General features: G+C 70.8%; 14 protein-coding genes. 8 read left to right on the top strand and 6 right to left on the bottom strand.

Translation table 11 applies throughout. From position 1 onward, the window contains the following. Positions 1 to 193: 193 nt before the first annotated feature. From LN042_RS26200 to LN042_RS37390, 6 genes are all read left to right on the top strand, one after another. On the top strand, positions 194 to 607 hold the full coding sequence (locus tag LN042_RS26200) for a DUF3017 domain-containing protein (RefSeq protein WP_230053837.1): 414 nt from the start codon (positions 194 to 196) through the stop codon (positions 605 to 607). A gap of 194 nt (positions 608 to 801) precedes the next feature. After that, on the top strand, positions 802 to 1,794 hold the full coding sequence (locus tag LN042_RS26195; RefSeq protein ID WP_230053836.1) for a malate dehydrogenase: 993 nt from the start codon (positions 802 to 804) through the stop codon (positions 1,792 to 1,794). Between the two features lie 85 nt (positions 1,795 to 1,879). Beyond that, positions 1,880 to 3,205, top strand: coding sequence for a hemolysin family protein (locus tag LN042_RS26190; RefSeq protein ID WP_230053835.1), 1,326 nt, complete (start codon positions 1,880 to 1,882; stop codon positions 3,203 to 3,205). A gap of 30 nt (positions 3,206 to 3,235) precedes the next feature. After that, entirely contained in the window at positions 3,236 to 4,276 is a 1,041-nt protein-coding gene (gene trpS / locus LN042_RS26185) for a tryptophan--tRNA ligase (protein WP_230053834.1), read from the top strand. An 18-nt stretch (positions 4,277 to 4,294) separates the two neighbouring features. Further along, complete coding sequence (locus tag LN042_RS26180; protein ID WP_230053833.1) at positions 4,295 to 4,870, top strand: 2'-5' RNA ligase family protein; 576 nt, start codon at positions 4,295 to 4,297, stop codon at positions 4,868 to 4,870. 290 nt (positions 4,871 to 5,160) lie between these two features. Beyond that, the gene (locus tag LN042_RS37390) at positions 5,161 to 7,020 is read left to right on the top strand and encodes a stealth family protein (protein WP_230053832.1); all 1,860 of its coding nucleotides are present in this window, start codon (positions 5,161 to 5,163) and stop codon (positions 7,018 to 7,020) included. Between the two features lie 73 nt (positions 7,021 to 7,093). On the opposite strand, the gene LN042_RS26170 is transcribed toward LN042_RS37390, so the two are convergent. Beyond that, a complete protein-coding gene (locus LN042_RS26170; RefSeq protein ID WP_230053831.1) occupies positions 7,094 to 10,657 on the bottom strand; it encodes a bifunctional glycosyltransferase/CDP-glycerol:glycerophosphate glycerophosphotransferase in 3,564 nt (1,187 codons plus the stop codon). Positions 10,658 to 10,815: 158 nt separating this feature from the next. Here LN042_RS26170 and LN042_RS26165 point away from each other — a divergent pair, with 158 nt between their 5' ends. After that, positions 10,816 to 11,742 (top strand): YihY/virulence factor BrkB family protein, encoded by a 927-nt coding sequence (locus tag LN042_RS26165; protein WP_230053830.1) that lies wholly within the window; start codon positions 10,816 to 10,818, stop codon positions 11,740 to 11,742. Here LN042_RS26165 and LN042_RS26160 read toward each other — a convergent pair. Further along, the gene (locus LN042_RS26160) at positions 11,739 to 13,088 is read right to left on the bottom strand and encodes a D-alanyl-D-alanine carboxypeptidase family protein (RefSeq protein ID WP_230053829.1); all 1,350 of its coding nucleotides are present in this window, start codon (positions 13,086 to 13,088) and stop codon (positions 11,739 to 11,741) included. The two genes, LN042_RS26165 and LN042_RS26160, sit on opposite strands and share 4 nt — an antisense overlap. Before the next feature lie 162 nt (positions 13,089 to 13,250). Here LN042_RS26160 and LN042_RS26155 point away from each other — a divergent pair, with 162 nt between their 5' ends. Then, a complete protein-coding gene (locus LN042_RS26155; protein WP_230053828.1) occupies positions 13,251 to 13,499 on the top strand; it encodes an SCO4848 family membrane protein in 249 nt (82 codons plus the stop codon). A 96-nt stretch (positions 13,500 to 13,595) separates the two neighbouring features. Here LN042_RS26155 and LN042_RS26150 read toward each other — a convergent pair whose 3' ends face one another. From LN042_RS26150 to sdhC, 4 genes are read right to left on the bottom strand one after another with little or no spacing between them, the layout of a single operon-like run. Beyond that, positions 13,596 to 14,357 carry a succinate dehydrogenase iron-sulfur subunit gene (locus LN042_RS26150; RefSeq protein ID WP_372495824.1) on the bottom strand — a complete coding sequence of 254 codons (762 nt, stop codon included), beginning with the start codon at positions 14,355 to 14,357 and terminating at the stop codon, positions 13,596 to 13,598. A 14-nt stretch (positions 14,358 to 14,371) separates the two neighbouring features. Continuing rightward, a complete protein-coding gene (gene sdhA, locus LN042_RS26145; protein ID WP_230053826.1) occupies positions 14,372 to 16,114 on the bottom strand; it encodes a succinate dehydrogenase flavoprotein subunit in 1,743 nt (580 codons plus the stop codon). A 31-nt stretch (positions 16,115 to 16,145) separates the two neighbouring features. Further along, positions 16,146 to 16,637, bottom strand: a complete 492-nt coding sequence (locus LN042_RS26140) for a succinate dehydrogenase hydrophobic membrane anchor subunit (RefSeq protein WP_230053825.1) — start codon at positions 16,635 to 16,637, stop codon at positions 16,146 to 16,148. A gap of 6 nt (positions 16,638 to 16,643) precedes the next feature. Beyond that, on the bottom strand, positions 16,644 to 17,024 hold the full coding sequence (sdhC, locus tag LN042_RS26135) for a succinate dehydrogenase, cytochrome b556 subunit (protein WP_230053824.1): 381 nt from the start codon (positions 17,022 to 17,024) through the stop codon (positions 16,644 to 16,646). Between the last annotated feature and the right edge of the window lie 26 nt (positions 17,025 to 17,050).

The raw sequence follows: 17,050 nt of genomic DNA, 5'->3' as shown, positions 1-17,050 counted from the left end.
GGAACGGCGGTGTCCAGCAGATTGACGCGGTGCGGACGCAACTGTGGCGCAACCGCAACCGGGTCAACACGTTCCGTTTCGATCGGGGCTTATGCTACGCGCGTGGATCCGGAGCAGCCCCGATGATCCGGGAGGATGGGGCCATGACTGCCCATACTCTCGACGGCCAGGCCAGCGCAGCAGGGAAGAGCAGATGAGCGCGGTACGAACGAGCAGGTCCACCCGCCGGCGGCCGTCCGCCACCACCGGGACGCTCCCGCCCGAGGGATCCCGCGCGGCGCTGGACCGCGGCCACCCGCTGCCGATCCGGCAGTGGCCGGTGACGCTGGTGACCGCCGTGGTCGGCGCCGGCCTGCTGATCACCTGGGCGGCGGACTTCCGCTACGGCCTGCTGGTGGTGGGCGCCGGGTTCGTGCTCGGCGCCGGCCTGCGACTGCTGGTGCCGGAGGTCGGCCTGCTCGCGGTGCGCAGCCGGTTCACCGATGTGGCGGTGCTGCTCTTCTTCGGCCTGGTGATCCTGCTGCTGGCCCTGATGGCCCCGCAGAACCCGTGGCTGCGGCTGCCCGCGCTGGACGACCTCGGCCGGTGGATCGGCGGCAAGCGGTGACAGCGGCGGCGGGCGGGGGCGAACGGTCCGTCGTCGCGTACGGCGGGTTGTGACGCACCAGCCACGCCGCCAAGCACCGCCGTCGGCCGGCCTTGCGATAACCTGACGCCGGTTCTCTCGATGTCGAGAGAAAACATCCTCGGCTCCAGCGCCGGCGTGCCTGGGGCATGCCAGCGATCCTGGAGAAGGAAACCATGACTCGCACCCCCGTCAACGTCACCGTCACCGGCGCGGCCGGCCAGATCGGCTACGCGCTGCTGTTCCGCATCGCCTCGGGCCACCTGCTGGGTGCGGACGTGCCGGTGAACCTGCGTCTGCTGGAGATCACGCCGGCGCTCAAGGCGGCCGAGGGCGTCGCGATGGAGCTGGACGACTGCGCCTTCCCGCTGCTGCGCGACATCACCATCACCGACCAGCTGAACACCGCCTTCGACGGCACCAACGTGGCCCTGCTGGTCGGCGCCCGCCCGCGCACCGCCGGCATGGAGCGCGGCGACCTGCTCGCGGCCAACGGCGGCATCTTCGGTCCGCAGGGCAAGGCCATCAACGAGAACGCCGCGGACGACATCAAGGTCCTGGTGGTCGGCAACCCGGCCAACACCAACGCCCTGATCGCCCAGCGCAACGCGCCCGACGTGCCGGCCGACCGCTTCACCGCGATGACCCGCCTGGACCACAACCGCGCGGTCGCCCAGCTGGCCAAGAAGGCCGGCGTGACCGTCGACCAGGTCAAGAAGGTCACCATCTGGGGTAACCACTCCGCCACCCAGTACCCGGACGTGTTCCACGCCGAGATCGCCGGCAAGAACGGCTTCGAGGCCGTCGGCTCGGACCAGGCCTGGCTCGAGGACTTCTTCATCCCGAAGGTCGCCAAGCGCGGCGCCGAGATCATCGAGGTCCGTGGCGCCTCCTCGGCCGCCTCGGCCGCCAACGCCGCCATCGACCACGTCCACACCTGGGTCAACGGCACCGCCGAGGGCGACTGGACCTCGATGGGCATCGTCTCCGACGGCTCCTACGGCGTGCCGGAGGGCATCATCTCCTCCTTCCCGGTCACCACCAAGGACGGCAAGTTCGAGATCGTCCAGGGCCTGGAGATCTCCGACTTCTCCCGCGGCAAGATCGACGCCTCGGTCGCCGAGCTGGTCGCCGAGCGCGACGAGGTCACCAAGCTCGGCCTGATCTGAGCCGACGCCGCCCGAGGGCCCGGCGCTCCCCACCCGGAGCGCCGGGCCCTCGGCCGTCCCAGCGGGCCGTTTACACTGGCCGACCGTGACCGAAACCCTCCAGGACGCGGCTCTCGTCCTGGTCTTCATCGTGCTGGGCGGCCTGTTCAACATCGCCGAGATCTCGCTGATCTCGCTGCGCGAGGGGCAGATCCGGGCCCTGGCCGAGCGCGGCACCAAGCGTGCCTCGCGGGCTGCCCACCTGGCCGCCGACCCCAACCGCTTCCTGGCCGCGGTGCAGGTCGGGGTGACCTGCATGGGGTTCCTGTCGGCGGCGTTCGGCGCCGACACGCTGGCCGGCAAACTCTCCCCGGTGTTCGTGCGGATGGGTCTGTCCAAGGAGGTCGCGGACCCGGTGGCGCTGGTCGGGCTGACCCTGCTGATCTCCTACATCTCGCTCGTGCTGGGCGAGTTGACGCCCAAGCGGATCGGCCTGCAGCGCGCCGAGTCGCTCGCGCTGCTGGCCGCGCCGGTGGTCGACGTGATGTCGGTGGTGCTGCGGCCGGTGATCTGGCTGCTCGGCCGCTCCACCAACCTGATGGTCCGGCTGCTCGGCGGCGACCCCAAGGCCGGGCGCGGCAGCATGAGTTCCGAGGAGCTGCGCGGCCTGGTCGCGGCCAACACCGAACTGGGCAGCGACGAGCGGGCGTTGATCGCCGACGTGTTCGCGGCCGGGGAGCGCCAGCTGCGCGAGGTGATGGTGCCGCGCACCGAGGTGACGTTCCTCGACGCCGACCAGCCGCTCACCGAGGTCCGGGAGGAGACCAGCACCTCGCCGCACTCCCGCTACCCGGTGGTGGACGGCTCCTACGACTCGGTGGTCGGCTTCGTGCACGTCCGCGACCTGTACCGGGCGCGCGGTGAGCAGGCGCTGCGGGTGCGCGAGATCGCCCGCCCGGTGAAGCTGCTGCCGGCCACCAAGAAGGTGCTGGAGGCGATGAGCGAGATGCGCCGGGAGGGCCACCACCTGGCGATCGTGGTGGACGAGTACGGCGGCACCGCCGGGATCGTCACCCTGGAGGACCTGGTCGAGGAGGTGATCGGGGAGATCCGGGACGAGTACGACGCCCAGGAGACCACCGCCACCCGGCGCCTCGCCGGCGGCGGCATGGAGGTCAACGGCCTGCTCAACCTTCCCGACTTCACCGAGGAGACCGGGGTCACCCTCCCGGAGGGCCCGTACGAGACGGTGGCCGGCTTCGTGGTGGCCGAGCTGGGCGCGCTGCCGGAGCTCGGCGACGTGGTGCGCACCTCGAACGGGCTGCTGCTCACGGTGGCCGGGCTGGACGGCCGCAGGATCGCCCGGATCCGGGTCACCGCACCGCCCGCGGCGCAGCCGCCCGCCGACGGGTCGGCCGGGATCGGGTCCTGACTGTCGCCGGAAGCTGGAACAATGGGGGCCATGGTCAACGACGCGCGCATCACCGAGGAGAAGGCTCGGCCCCGGGTGCTCTCCGGCATCCAGCCCACCTCCGGCTCCTTCCACCTGGGCAACTACCTCGGCGCGGTGCGCCAGTGGGTGGACCTCCAGAAGGACAACGACGCCTTCTACATGGTCGTCGACCTGCATGCGATCACGGTCCCGCAGGACCCGGCGGCGCTGCGTGAGAACAGCCGGGTCTCGGTCGCCCAGCTGCTCGGCGCCGGCGTCGACCCGGAGCACTGCACCCTCTTCCTCCAGTCGCACGTGCCCGAGCACGCCGAGCTCGCCTGGGTGATGAACTGCCTCACCGGCTTCGGCGAGGCCGCCCGGATGACCCAGTTCAAGGACAAGTCCGCCAAGCAGGGCAGCGACACCACCACGGTCGGCCTGTTCACCTACCCGGTCCTGATGGTCGCCGACGTGCTGCTCTACCAGGCCGACGCGGTGCCGGTCGGCGAGGACCAGCGCCAGCACCTGGAGCTCACCCGGGACTTGGCCGAGCGCTTCAACACCCGGTTCCAGCCGACCTTCACGATCCCCAAGCCGTACATCCTCAAGGAGACGGCGAAGATCATGGACCTCCAGGACCCGGCCGCCAAGATGAGCAAGTCGGCCGCCAGCCCCAAGGGCCTGATCAGCCTGCTGGACGACCCGAAGGTGAGTGCCAAGAAGTTCAAGAGCGCGGTCACCGACACCGACACGGTCGTCTCCTACGACGAGGAGAAGAAGGCGGGCGTCTCCAACCTGCTGCGGATCCACTCGGCGCTGAGCGGCCAGAGCATCGAGCAGCTGGTGGCGCACTTCGAGGGCAAGATGTACGGCGCCCTCAAGACCGAGCTGGCCGAGCTGTTCACCGAGTGGGTGGGCCCGTTCCAGCAGCGCACCCGCGAGTTCCTGGACGACCCGGCCGAGCTGGACCGGGTGCTCGCGGTCGGCGCCGCCAAGGCCCGCGAGGTCGCCGCGGTGACGCTGGAGACGGTCTACGACCGCATGGGCTTCGTGCCCGCAGCGAAGCGATAGATGGGGGAGCCTGGGCTGATGGCGGCGCTCGGGCCTGCCGACGGCGCCGACCGGTCACCGGCCGGCGCCACCGGTTCCGCACTGACCATCGGGGTGGCGGTCACCGTTCCGGAGCCGTTCGGTTCCGCGATCCAGGACGCCCGCGCCGGGCACGGCGATCCGCAGGCCCGGGCGATACCCACCCACGTCACGCTGCTGCCGCCGACCGAGGTGGCCGCCGACCGGCTGCCCGAGGTGCGTGCGCACCTCGCGGCGGTGGCGGCCGCGCGGCGGCCGTTCCGCATGCTGCTGCACGGCAGCGACACCTTCCGCCCGGTCTCCCCGGTGGTCTTCATCCGGGTCGAGGAGGGCGCCCAGCAGTGCCGGGAGTTGGAGGCGGCGATCCGTTCCGGCCCGCTCGCCCGGGAGCTGGCGTTCCCCTACCACCCGCACGTGACGGTCGCGCACAACCTGCCGGACCTGGTGCTCGACCAGGCGCTCGCCGACGCCCGGACCTTCCACGCGGCCTTCACGGTGCCGGGTTTCACGCTGTCCCGGTTCGGTGCGGACGAGGTCTGGCGGCCGTGGCACGGATACGCCTTTGGTGCACACTGATTACTCGCGCCATTCTGTTAATAGCGATTCCCAGGGTTCTCACAGGATTCCCGAGGCCATGGACTTTCATTACTGAGCCATTCACTGCGCCGTGTGCTGAACGTTATACTCGGCCCTCAATGGCCACGGGGGGCCTGGTAGGCCAGAATGCACACCGTCCTGGAGTGATGATGCGCTGTCCCCGTACGGCCCGGCAGCTACTGCGTGCTGTGGCCCGCCGGGTTCGACGGGTCGGTTTGCTACCGACCGTAATCGTACCCAGGCAGCGGACCGCCCCGGAATCGGAGCACGTGGCGGTGCCCGAAGCGGCGCCCGAGCCCGAGCCGGCGCCGCCCACACCCGAGGAGCTGCGTGCCGCCCGGGAGGCGCAGCTGCTCCAGGCATCGCCCCAACTGGTGCGCGCCAAGGGCCGGTTGGCCGAAGTGCGGGACGACCTGCTGTCCGGTGACGCCTACCTGCGCAACTTCACCGAGGTCGCTCGGCTGCTGACCGGGGCCGGGGTGCGGTTCGCTCCGATCGGCGGCCGGTGGACCCGCCAGTGGGTGGCGATCGCGCCCGGCCAGCGGGAGGCGGTGCTGGCCGCCTGCGCCGAGGCGTTCGAGGGGCTGCCGGTCTACGCGGACCTGCTGGGCCACGACGTGACGCTCGGTTCGGTGCTGGCCGAGGAGCTGCCGGCCGCCGTCGCCGCCCTGGAGTGGCCCGACGGGCTGCCCGGGGAGCCCTCGGACCGGCAGTCCGACGGACCGTCGGACGAACGGGCCGCCGCGGAGACCGCCGACGACCAGGCCGGGCAGGCGCCGGACGACGAGCCGGCCGAGCCCCGGGTGCGGGTCAAGGGCGTGCGGATCTACCGGCCGGTGACGACCAGTGGCGGGACCCTGGTCTACGGCGCCGAGCACGGCTGCGACCTGGACTTCTGGGATGCCGACGGAGACGGCCGTGGCGGGGTCGCGGCGATCCACGAGCCGCCGTTCGGCTGGTGGGTGCCGTCGTTGGAGGCCGACGCGGTGGCGCGGATCGGCGGCAGCGACTACCCGGTGCCGCAGGCCTTCGTCCAGCCGCGGCTGGACGACGTGACCTTCCCGGTGGACGCCGTGATCACCTGGGTCGACGACACCGATCCGGCCTGGCGGGAGCGCCGGGCGGAGCGGCTGGCCGCGATGTCCGTCCGCCCGGCCACCGGGGACGGCGTCGAACGCTTCCGCAACCGGGACGAGCTGCGTTACTGCCTGCGGTCGATCGCGATGTACGCGCCGTGGATCCGCCGGATCCACCTGGTGACGGACGGTCAGTGCCCCGACTGGCTGGCGACCGAGCACCCGGACGTCACCGTGGTCGCCCACCAGCAGTTGTTCGCCGATACGACGATATTGCCGGTATTCAACTCGCACGCCATCGAGACCCAGATCCATCGAATTCCGGACCTCACCGAACATTTCCTCTATTTCAATGACGACATGTTCCTCGGTCGACCGGTCCGGCCGGAGCAGTTCTTCCAGGGCAACGGCGTGCCGCTGGTCAACCTCGACTCACGGGTGATCCCGCCCGGCCCGGTGACGGCGGACGACGACGAGTACGTCGCACCGCAGAAGAACACCCGGGCGCTGATCCGGCGCGAGCACGGCCGGGAGACCAGCCAGGTGCTCAGCCACACCCCGTACCCGCTGACCCGCTCGCTGCTGACCGACTGCGCCGAGCTCTTCGCGACCGAGCTGGCCGCCACCGCACGCTCGCCGTTCCGCTCCCGCTCGGACGTGGCACCGATCACCCTGGCGGTCGGCCACGGCTACCTGACCGGCCGCGTCGCCTGGGGCCGGCTCGACCACCGCTACCTGGACGTCGACCGGTACTCCGAGCTGGAGCGGCTGCCGGAGCTGCTGCGGTGGCGCGACACGGACAGCTTCTGCCTCAACGACGGTGATCTGGACGGAGTGCCGCCCGAGGAGCAGGACCGGCAGGTCACCGTCTTCCTCCAGGACTACTTCCCGGTGAGCGGCCCGCTTGAGCGCACCCCGCCGGTGCCGGCCGCGCGCGTCCCGCTGGTCGTGGCCGAGCCGGAGCAGGAGGCTGCCGAGGAGTCGGCCGAGCCGGAGCAGGAGGCTGCCGAGGAGTCGGCCGAGCCGGCCGAGGCGGAGCACCAGACGGTCTGACCGGCCGGGCACGACCGAGCCCGTGGGGCCCGCACATCGCGGGCCCCACGGGCTCACTGCCGTCCGCGACCGGTCAGCCGAGCAGGCCGTCCACCACCCGGGCGGCGGCGTGGCCGTCGTCCAGGTCGCAGTACTCGGACCGGAACCGGTCATAGGCCTCGCGGTACTCCTTCGCCACCTCGTCGACCCGGCCCAGCGCCTCGACCACCTCCTGGGAGGTGCGCAGCAGCGGACCGGGTGCCTGCTCGGCGAAGTCGAAGGTGAAGCCGCACAGGTTGTCCCGGTAGTGCTCCAGGTCGTAGGTGAAGAACAGCACCGGGCGGCCGGTGTTCACGAAGTCGAACACCGAGGCCGAGTAGTCGGTCACCAGCACGTCGGCGATCAGCAGCAGGTCGGCCATGTCGGGGTAGCGCGAGACGTCCCAGACGTAGCCGTTGCCGGCCTCCGGCACCGGGCCGAAGCAGTTGTGGTGCGGGCGGACCAGCAGCACCTGGTCCTCACCGAGCGCCTCCCGGGCCGCGGCGACGTCCAGGCGCAGGTCGACCTGGTAGCCGCCCTGCGGGCGCCTGCGGTCCTCCCGGTAGGTCGGCGCGTACAGCACCACCTTCTTGCCCTCCGGCAGGCCGAGCCGGCGGCGCACCTCGGTGGCCCGCTTCTCCCGGTCGGGGGAGAACAGGATGTCGTTGTGCGGGTAGCCGGTCTCCAGCAGCTCGCCCTTGAACCCGAAGGCGCGGCGCAGCACCGGGGAGGCGAACGAGGCCCCCGAGACGAGCTTGGTCCAGTTCGGCACCTCGCGGTCCAGGTGCTTGAGGTAGTTGCTGTCGATGAACCAGATCTTCTCGAAGTCGTGGCCGATCCGCTTCAGCGGGCTGCCCACCCAGGTCTGCAGCACCACCTGGCCCGGCCGGCTCGTCACGAAGTCGGGCAGCTGGGCGCTGGTGACCACGTACTTGGCGGTGGCCAGCGCCTCGAACCACTCGGGGCTCCACTGGCGCAGCGCGCGGGCGCTCTGCGGCAGCTCGGCCTGGCCGTCGTCCACCGTCCACAGGTGCTCCAGCGGCAGGCCGCGGCGGACCAGCTCCTCGTGGATGGCGCGCGGCGAGCCCGCGTACTGGCCGCCGCCCGCCACGTTGTAGACCACCGCGTCGCGCAGCGGCTTCTGCTGGCCGGCGGGGTAGATCTCCTTGCGCAGCAGGCGCTGCCGGTAACCGCTGCGCTCGTGCGGGCCCAGGTTGGAGTGCGACTCCAGCGACAGGATGTCGAAGAAGCGGCGCTCCAGGGCCACCTCCTTGCCGCGGGAACGGATCCGCATCGGCAGCCGGTCGTGGGCTTCCAACCCCACCAGCACATTGGGCCAGGTGACGTCCGGGTCGCCGCCGACCGGGCGGAAGAACAGGTCCCAGGTGCCCTTGAGCAGCGGCACCCGGCCGGTGTGGGCGCCCAGCGGCACGGCCGGCAGCCGCACCTCGAACCGGCCGTCCTCGACCACCAGCGGGTGCAGGAACTCCTCCTCGCGCCAGTTGTGCCGCAGCACCAGGTCGTAGCGGTGCTCGCCGGGCAGCGGGAACCGGCCGGACAGCGTGAAGCCGTCCTCGTCGGCCGCGGTCAGGCCGGTGACCACGGGCTGCACCAGCTGGTCGACGAACTGCAGGTGGCCGGTCTCGGTGGGCTTGGAGACCAAGGTGCGGGCGGTGCCCAGCGGGGCCTCGGGGTTGAGCGGCAGGTCGAGGTGGTCCAGCGGCACCCGGTCGTCCACCATCAGCTTCAGCACGTCGCCGTTGGCCAGCAGCAGGCCGGCGTCCCAGTGGTCGCTGGTGCGCTCCTCGGCCGCCGGGTCCAGGTTCTGCCAGCGGTCGCGCACCTCGGCCAGCGAGGTCAGCGGGATCCGCGCGGTGAACGGCACGGGGCGGCCGGCCGGGGTGCCGAACTCCACGGGGAAGTCGACCTTGATGCCGGACTCGGTGTGGTGCAGCTGCAACCGCATCCCGGCCAGCTCGGAGGCGCTGCGCACGGCGCCGGTCAGCTCGATCGCGCCGTCGCCCGCCTTGATCGAGCCGACCGCGGCGCGCAGCCTCTCGACCACCAGGTGAAGGAAGCCGTCCTTCAGCCGGGGGACCACCCGGGTGGTGGCGTCCACCCAGTGGATCGGGTAGCTCTGCGCGCTGTCGGCCCAGCCGCCGCAGACCCGGCCCTTGTAGACGCCCGCCTTGCCGGCACCGGCGACCAGCACCCGCCAGGTGCCGTCCTGCCACTGGCCGTGCTTCTTCAGCTTGGCCGGGTCGATCAGCACGGAGAAGCCGGACCAGTCGCAGCTGTACAGGTCGTGCGGCGACGAGGCGGTGGCCTCCGGGGAGTACATGGTCTTGGTGGAGAAGGTGACGAACCGCTTCCCCTTGGCCTCGCGCAGCACGATCATCTTGACCAGGTCGTGCTTGCCCTCGGCACCCAGGTGCTCGGGGAAGGCGTGCCCGGTCAGCTTGAGCTTGCCGCCCTCCCAGGACGACTCGTAGACCCGGCTGCGCATCACCAGCGCATTGTCCAGCCGCAGCACGTCGGCCGGCACGCTCTTGCGCCCGCCGCGCAGGAACGGGTAGTCGGCGTACGGGCGCAGCAGGCCGCGGGCCGGGGCGGCGCCGTTGCTCTCCGACTCGAAGCGCATCTGCTCGACGAACTCGTCGATCCGGCCCTGCAGCGTCAGGTAGTACTTCAGCCGCAGCGGGGCCCGCAGCTTCTTGACGTGCTCCGGACCGATCGCCCGGAGCAGCCGGCCCACGCACTGCACGTAGGCGTCGCGGTAGTCCTGCTCGCCGTCGACCACCGACCAGAAGAACATCGGGATCTCCTCGACGAGGTTGTTCTCGTCGTAGGAGTGCAGGTAGTCGCGGTACTTGGGCTCGGGCTGCTTGCCCAGCCAGGCGCGGACCAGCTCCATCGAGGTGACCCGGTCGATCAGGCCCTTGGGGTTGGTGCGCATCTGAGTGATCGACATCTCGCCGACCTCGCGCTCGCGCCAGTGGTAGATCGGGTCGGCCAGCACGTCCACGCGCTTGGCCATGTAGTGGTGCGGCACGCTGACCGGAGCGTCCTCGTAGAGGATGCCCTCGGGGTAGAGCAGGCCCGCCCTGTCCCAGAACGACCGGCGGTACACCTTGTTCCACGCGGTCCGGTCGGTGACCAGCTCCGGGCGCTCGGTGATGTGGGTCTTCAGCACGGTCTCGCGGAACGGCTTGGCGTGGCCGCCCGACTGGTAGTAGCCGACCGCGCGGAAGCGCAGCACGTTGCCGGTGCAGAAGTCGGAGCCGGTCTTGTCCAGCGTGCTGATCATCAGCTCGTAGGCGCTGGGCGGCAGGGTGTCGTCACTGTCGACGAAGGCCAGGAACTCGGTGCCCTCGGTCAGGTGCAGCAAGCCGGTGTTGCGGGCCGCCCCCAGGCCCGCGTTCTGCTTGCGGACCAGCCGGAAACGGGAGTCCCGGGCGGCGAAGGCCTCGGCGATGGCGGCACTGCCGTCCTTGGAGCCGTCGTCGACCATGATGCACTCGAGGTCGCCCATGGTCTGGGCGGCGATCGATTCCAGACATTCCTGCAGGTACCGCTCGACGTTGTAGATCGGAACAACGACGGAGAGACGGGGGGCCATCAGCTGTGCAGGCCTTTCATCGGCGGATGGAGACGACCAGCCGGCCTGTGGCCCGGGGCCCGGCACAGCGGCTCTACCGCGATCCTATCGTTTGGTCCAAGCCATCCTCCGGCTCGCAATCCGCGCGGCCGGGCGACGGAACTGCCAGGCTGGCCCGCATGGGATTCCTCAGCAAGCTGCCGGTGGTCGGGCCGGTGGTCGCTGCGGTGCAGCGCAGCCGCCCGTACCGGGTGTTCCGGCACTTCTCGGCGGTCCGGGGCGACCGGCTGGCCGGCGCGGTCACCTTCTACGGCTTCCTGGCGCTGTTCCCGCTGTTGACGGTGGTCCTGGCGGTCGCGGTCTCCACCCTCACCCCGAGCCAGGTGGAGTCGCTCAAGCACCGGATCGCCGAGCAGGTGCCGGGGCTGGCCGACGCGCTGGGGCTGGACTCACTGATCGCCAACGCAGCCACCGTCGGGGTGATCAGTGGTCTGGTCCTGGTGGTCTCCGGCCTCGGCTGGGTGGACACCATGCGCGGCTCGATCCGGGAGATCTGGCAGTTGCCCGAGGACGGCCGCAACGTGGTGCTGCGCAGGCTCTCCGACTGCCTGGTGCTGGTCGGCCTCGGCGGCGTCTCGATCGTCTCGCTGGGCGCCTCGGTGCTGGCCACCCGGTTGGCCGGGCAGCTGGCCGGGGCGCTGGGCCTGGCCGGGTCGGGGCCCGGGCACTGGCTGCTGGCGGTGGCCGGCTTCGTCATCGCGGTCGGCTCCGACCTGCTGCTCTTCCTCTACCTGCTGGCGCCGTTCCCCGGCATCGAGGGGCAGCACCGGCGCGACCTGCTGACCGCCGCGCTGATCGGCGCGGTGGGTTTCGAGGTGCTGAAGCTGGCGCTCTCCTCCTACCTGGGCTACGTGGCGGGCCGGAGCCTCTACGGCGCCTTCGGGGTGCCGGTGGCGCTGCTGCTGTGGATCAACTCCCTCTGCCGGCTGCTGATGTACTGCGTCTCCTGGACCGCGGTGGCCGACCCGGAGCAGGCCTCCGCCCGGGCACTGGCCAGGGCGGAGGCCGCCTACCGGGCGGTGGTCGGCCCGGCGCCCGGCCGCTAGCGGCGGCCCATGGCGGTCGAGCCGCCGGCCGCCGGCGGTTCGTCGGGGGGCGGGGCGTCGCCGGGGACCGACTGCAGGGCGGCCCGGCGCCGGCGCCGGTTCAGCAGCCAGCCCGCCGCGGCGGCGCAGAGCGTGACCGCGCCGACCGCCGCCCAGTCCGCGGCACCGACCCCCCGGACGTTGGAGGTCGACGCCTGCACGGTGGGCACCCGGCCGGCCGCCGCCGGGGAGGCCGACCGGGGGGCCGCGGACGGCGTCGGGGTGGGCCGGGGGGCCACCAGGGTGCCGATCGGACGGGCCTGCTTCCCCGCCGCGAAGCCCCAGTCCAGCAGCGCGGCGGCCTCCTCGTAGACCTTCATGTAGGTGTCCGGGTGCATCACCGCGACCAGCAGGGTGCGGCCGTCGCGCTGCGCGGCGCCGACGAAGGTGGAGCCGGCGTTGCTGGTGTAGCCGTTCTTGACCCCGATCAGTCCGGGGTACTTGCCGAGCAGCCGGTCGGTGTTCTGGATCCCGAAGGTGGCGCGCTGCCCGGTGGTCTTGTCGACCGCGCCGGGGAACTGGGCGTCCTTGGTGCCGCAGTAGGAGCGGAAGTCGGCGTTGCGCAGGCCCTCGCGGGCGAAGAGCGTCAGGTCGTAGGCCGAGCTCAGCTGGCCGTCCTCGTCGTAGCCGTCGGGGGAGACGACCTGGGTGTCGGTGGCGCCGAGCGCCCGGGCCTTCTCGTTCATCTCCCGGACGGTCTTGTCGACCCCGCCGTTCATGTGGGCCAGCACGTGCACCGCGTCGTTGCCGGAGGGCAGGAAGACGCCCCGCCACAGGTCCTCGACCGTGTAGTCCAGGTCCTCCTTGACACCGACCAGGCTGCTGCCCGGACCCATGCCCGCCAGGTCCTCCGGCACCACCCGGTGCACGACGTTGCGCGGGAACTTGGGCAGCACGGTGTCCGCGAAGAGCATCTTCAGGGTGCTGGCCGGGGGCAGCCGCAGATGCGGCCGGTAGGCGGCGAGCACGTCACCGGTGTCGGCGTCCGCTACCAGCCAGGACATCCCGGTCAGCCCCTCGGGCAGCTTGGGCGCCTCGGGGGAGACCTGCACCCCGGACTCGCCCAGCCGATCGCCGCCGACCACGTGGCCGGACGGCTCGCCGCCGGCCACCTGGCCGGACGGCGACGGATCGGCGGAGGTGCCCCGCACTCCGGACTCGCCCAGCCGCTCGCCGCCGGCCACAAGGCCGGACGGCTCGCCGCCGACCACCTGGGCGGACGGCGACGGATCGGCGGCGGCGCTGCCGGCGGTGGCCAGCACCAGGGCGGTGGCCAGCGCTGCCGCCAGCCGACCAGTACGACTCATCAGTTGATCATTCGAATACACACGAGGTCTCTACCCGCCGGGACGGCCCGGTGTCCGGCAGTGCCACGAGCGTCGCTCCAACCGGGGACCCCCGACTGGGCCGAACGGCCGCGCGCCCATACTGGACGGACAGGCTCGACCCCTCCCGAAGGACTCACCGCCATGACGCTCAGCCGCCGCACCTCCTGGTTCCTCACCGCCTTCGGCGTCTGGTCGGTGATCATCTGGACGACTTTCGTCAAGAACCTCTGGGCCGACTCCGGCCACCAAGCCTTCACCAACGGCGACCACTCCCACCCCACCGCCTTCTTCTGGATCCACCTGACCCTCGCCATCACCTCCTTCGCCCTCGGCGTCTTGGTCGGCCTGGTCGGCGTCCGCGGGCTGCGCCCGGCCAACACCGCAGCCTGACGGACCGTCGGCCGCAGCGGCCGCGGACGGCCGCAGAACGCCCGAGGGCCCGCCCGGTACGCACCGGGCGGGCCCTCGGGGGTTGCTGGGCAGGCGTCAGAAGCGGCGCGTCACCAGGGCGCGCTTGACTTCCTGGATGGCCTTGGTGACCTCGATGCCACGCGGGCAGGCCTCCGAGCAGTTGAAGGTGGTGCGGCAGCGCCACACGCCCTCGCGGTCGTTGAGGATCTCCAGGCGCTGCTCGGCGCCCTCGTCACGCGAGTCGAAGATGAACCGGTGCGCGTTGACGATGGCGGCCGGGCCGAAGTACTGGCCGTCGTTCCAGAAGACCGGGCAGGACGAGGTGCACGCGGCGCACAGGATGCACTTGGTGGTGTCGTCGAAGCGCTCGCGGTCCTCGGCGGACTGCAGGCGCTCCCGGGTCGGCTCGTTCCCCTTGGTGATGAGGAACGGCATCACGTCCTTGTAGGCCTGGAAGAACGGGTCCATGTCGACCACCAGGTCCTTGAGGACGGTGAGGCCCTTTATGGCCTCGATGGTGATCGGCTTCTCCGGGTTGACGTCCTTGAGGAGCGTCTTGCAGGCGAGCCGGTTGCGGCCGTTGATCCGCATGGCGTCGGAGCCGCAGATGCCGTGCGCGCAGGAGCGGCGGTAGGTGAGGGTGCCGTCCTGCTCCCACTTGACCTTGTTGAGGGCGTCGAGGACGCGCTCCTTCGGGTCCATCAGGAGCTGGTAGTCGACCCACACCGGGTCCGGGTGCTCCTCCGGGTTGAACCGGCGGATCCGCAGGGTGACGGTGATCAGCTGGGACGCGCCGTTCTCGGCCGCGTCCAGGGCCGCCGAGTGCGGGGCGTCCATCGTGGGGGCGCTCATCAGTACTTACGCTCCATCGGCTGGTAGCGGGTCGTGACGACCGGCTTGTAGTCGAGGCGGATCGAGGTGGTGCCGTCCTCGGCAACCTCCTGGTACGCCATGGTGTGCTGCATGAACTTCACGTCGTCACGGGTCGGGAAGTCCTCGCGGAAGTGGCCACCGCGCGACTCCTCGCGGGCCAGCGCGGAGACGACCAGCACCTCGGCCAGGTCGAGCAGGTTGCCCAGCTCCACGGCCTCCAGCAGGTCGGTGTTGTAGCGGAAGCCCTTGTCCTGGATCGCCACGTTCTTGTAGCGCTCGCGCAGCGCCGCGATGTCCTCGCGGGCCTGCTTCAGGGTGGCGCCGGTGCGGTAGACCATGGCGTTGACGTCCATGGTCTCCTGCAGCTCCTTGCGGATCTGCGCGACCGACTCGGTGCCGGCGGACTCGCGCAGGCCGTCGACCAGGGCCTGCACCTTCTCAGCCGGGTTGGCCGGCAGCGGCACGAAGTCGGCCTTGTTGGCGTAGTCCGCGGCGGCGATGCCCGCGCGGCGGCCGAACACGTTGATGTCCAGCAGCGAGTTGGTGCCCAGGCGGTTGGCGCCGTGCACCGACACGCAGGCGACCTCGCCGGCCGCGTACAGGCCCGGGACGATGTCGGTGTTGTTGCGCAGCACCTCACCCTCGACGTTGGTCGGGATGCCGCCCATCGCGTAGTGCGCGGTGGGCTGGATCGGAATCGGGTCCGTGTAGGGCTCGATGCCGAGGTAGGTGCGGGCGAACTCGGTGATGTCCGGCAGCTTGGCGTCCAGCTGCTCCGGCGGCAGGTGGGTCAGGTCCAGGTAGACGTGGTCGCCGTCGGGGCCGCAGCCGCGACCCTCGCGGATCTCGGTGTAGATCGCGCGGGAGCAGACGTCACGGGAGGCCAGGTCCTTCATGACCGGCGCGTAGCGCTCCATGAAGCGCTCGCCGTCCTTGTTGCGCAGGATGCCGCCCTCGCCGCGGGCGCCCTCGGTGAGCAGGATGCCCATGCGCCAGATGCCCGTCGGGTGGAACTGGAAGAACTCCATGTCCTCCAGCGGCAGGCCGCGGCGGTAGACCAGCGCCTGACCGTCACCGGTGAGGGTGTGGGCGTTGGAGGTCACCTTGTAGAACTTGCCGGTGCCACCGGAGGCGAAGACCACGGCCTTGGCCTGGAAGACGTGGATCTCGCCGGTGGCCAGCTCGTAGGCCACGACGCCCGCGGTCTTGCCCTCGTTGAGCAGCAGGTCGAGGACGTAGAACTCGTTGAAGAACTCCACGCCCTCCTTGACGCAGTTCTGGAACAGCGTCTGGAGGATCATGTGACCGGTGCGGTCGGCCGCGTAGCAGGAGCGGCGCACCGCGGCCTCGCCGTGGTTGCGGGTGTGACCGCCGAACCGGCGCTGGTCGATCCGGCCGGCCTCGGTGCGGGAGAAGGGCAGGCCCATCTTCTCCAGGTCGAGGACCGCGTCGATGGCCTCCTTGCACATGATCTCGGCGGCGTCCTGGTCGACCAGGTAGTCACCACCCTTGACCGTGTCGAAGGTGTGCCACTCCCAGTTGTCCTCCTCGACGTTGGCGAGGGCGGCGCACATGCCGCCCTGGGCCGCGCCGGTGTGGGACCGGGTGGGGTAGAGCTTGGTCAGCACCGCGGTGCGGCTGCGCTTGGTCGACTCGATGGCCGCGCGCATGCCGGCGCCGCCGGCGCCGACGATGACGGTGTCGTACTGGTGAATCTGCATGAGTGTTGACTCGCCTCTGGTCCTGCGCCGATTAGATGTTCGGGTCGAAGGTGAAGATCACCAGGGTGCCGAGCAGGACCGTGAAGACGGTCGCGGCGCCCATCAGACCCTTCAGCCACATCCGGGTGGAGTCCTTCTCGGCGTAGTCGTTGATGACCGTGCGCATGCCGTTGGCGCCGTGCAGCATGGCGAGCCAGAGCATCAGCAGGTCCCAGCCCTGCCAGAAGGGGGAGGCCCAGCGGCCGGCCACGAAGGCGAAGTTGATCTTCGAGACGCCGCCGTCGAGGGTCAGCATGATGATCAGGTGGCCCAGGATCAGGACCACCAGCACGATGCCGGACAGGCGCATGAAGAGCCAGGCGAGCATCTCGAAGTTGGTCCGGGTGCGGCGCGGGGTCTTCTTGGTGCGGACCCGGGGCGGCTCGATCACGAAGGCGTCGGCGGGGTTGCCGGTGCCCAGGCCCTTGCCGGTGTGGGCCTGCGAGGAGGCGACCAGTTCGAGGTCGGTGGTGTCAGTCGACATGCCGGATCACTTCCCGAACCAGGTGAGCAGGGTGTGCTGGAGAATCGGGTAGAACGCGCCCGCCATCAGGACCACCCAGACGCCGACGACGCTCCACAGCATCTGCTTCTGGTACTTGGGGCCCTTGGACCAGAAGTCGACCGCGACGACCCGCAGGCCGTTGAGCGCGTGGAACAGGATGGCCGCCGTCAGGGCGTACTCCATCAGGTTCACCAGCGGGGTCTTGTAGGTCTGGATGGTCGAGTCGTACGCGTGGGGCGAGACCCGGACGAGTGCGGTGTCGAGAACGTGGACGAGAAGGAAGAAGAAGATGAGGACGCCGGTGACTCGATGAGCCACCCAGGACCACATGCCTTCGCGGCCGCGGTACAGCGTTCCAGCCGGCACGGGAAACCCTCCGGGTGCGGTTGAAG

It is taken from the genome of Kitasatospora humi (genome assembly GCF_020907985.1).
GTDB classification, from domain to species: Bacteria; Actinomycetota; Actinomycetes; order Streptomycetales; family Streptomycetaceae; genus Kitasatospora; species Kitasatospora humi.
This window is presented reverse-complemented; position numbering and strand designations above follow the sequence as displayed.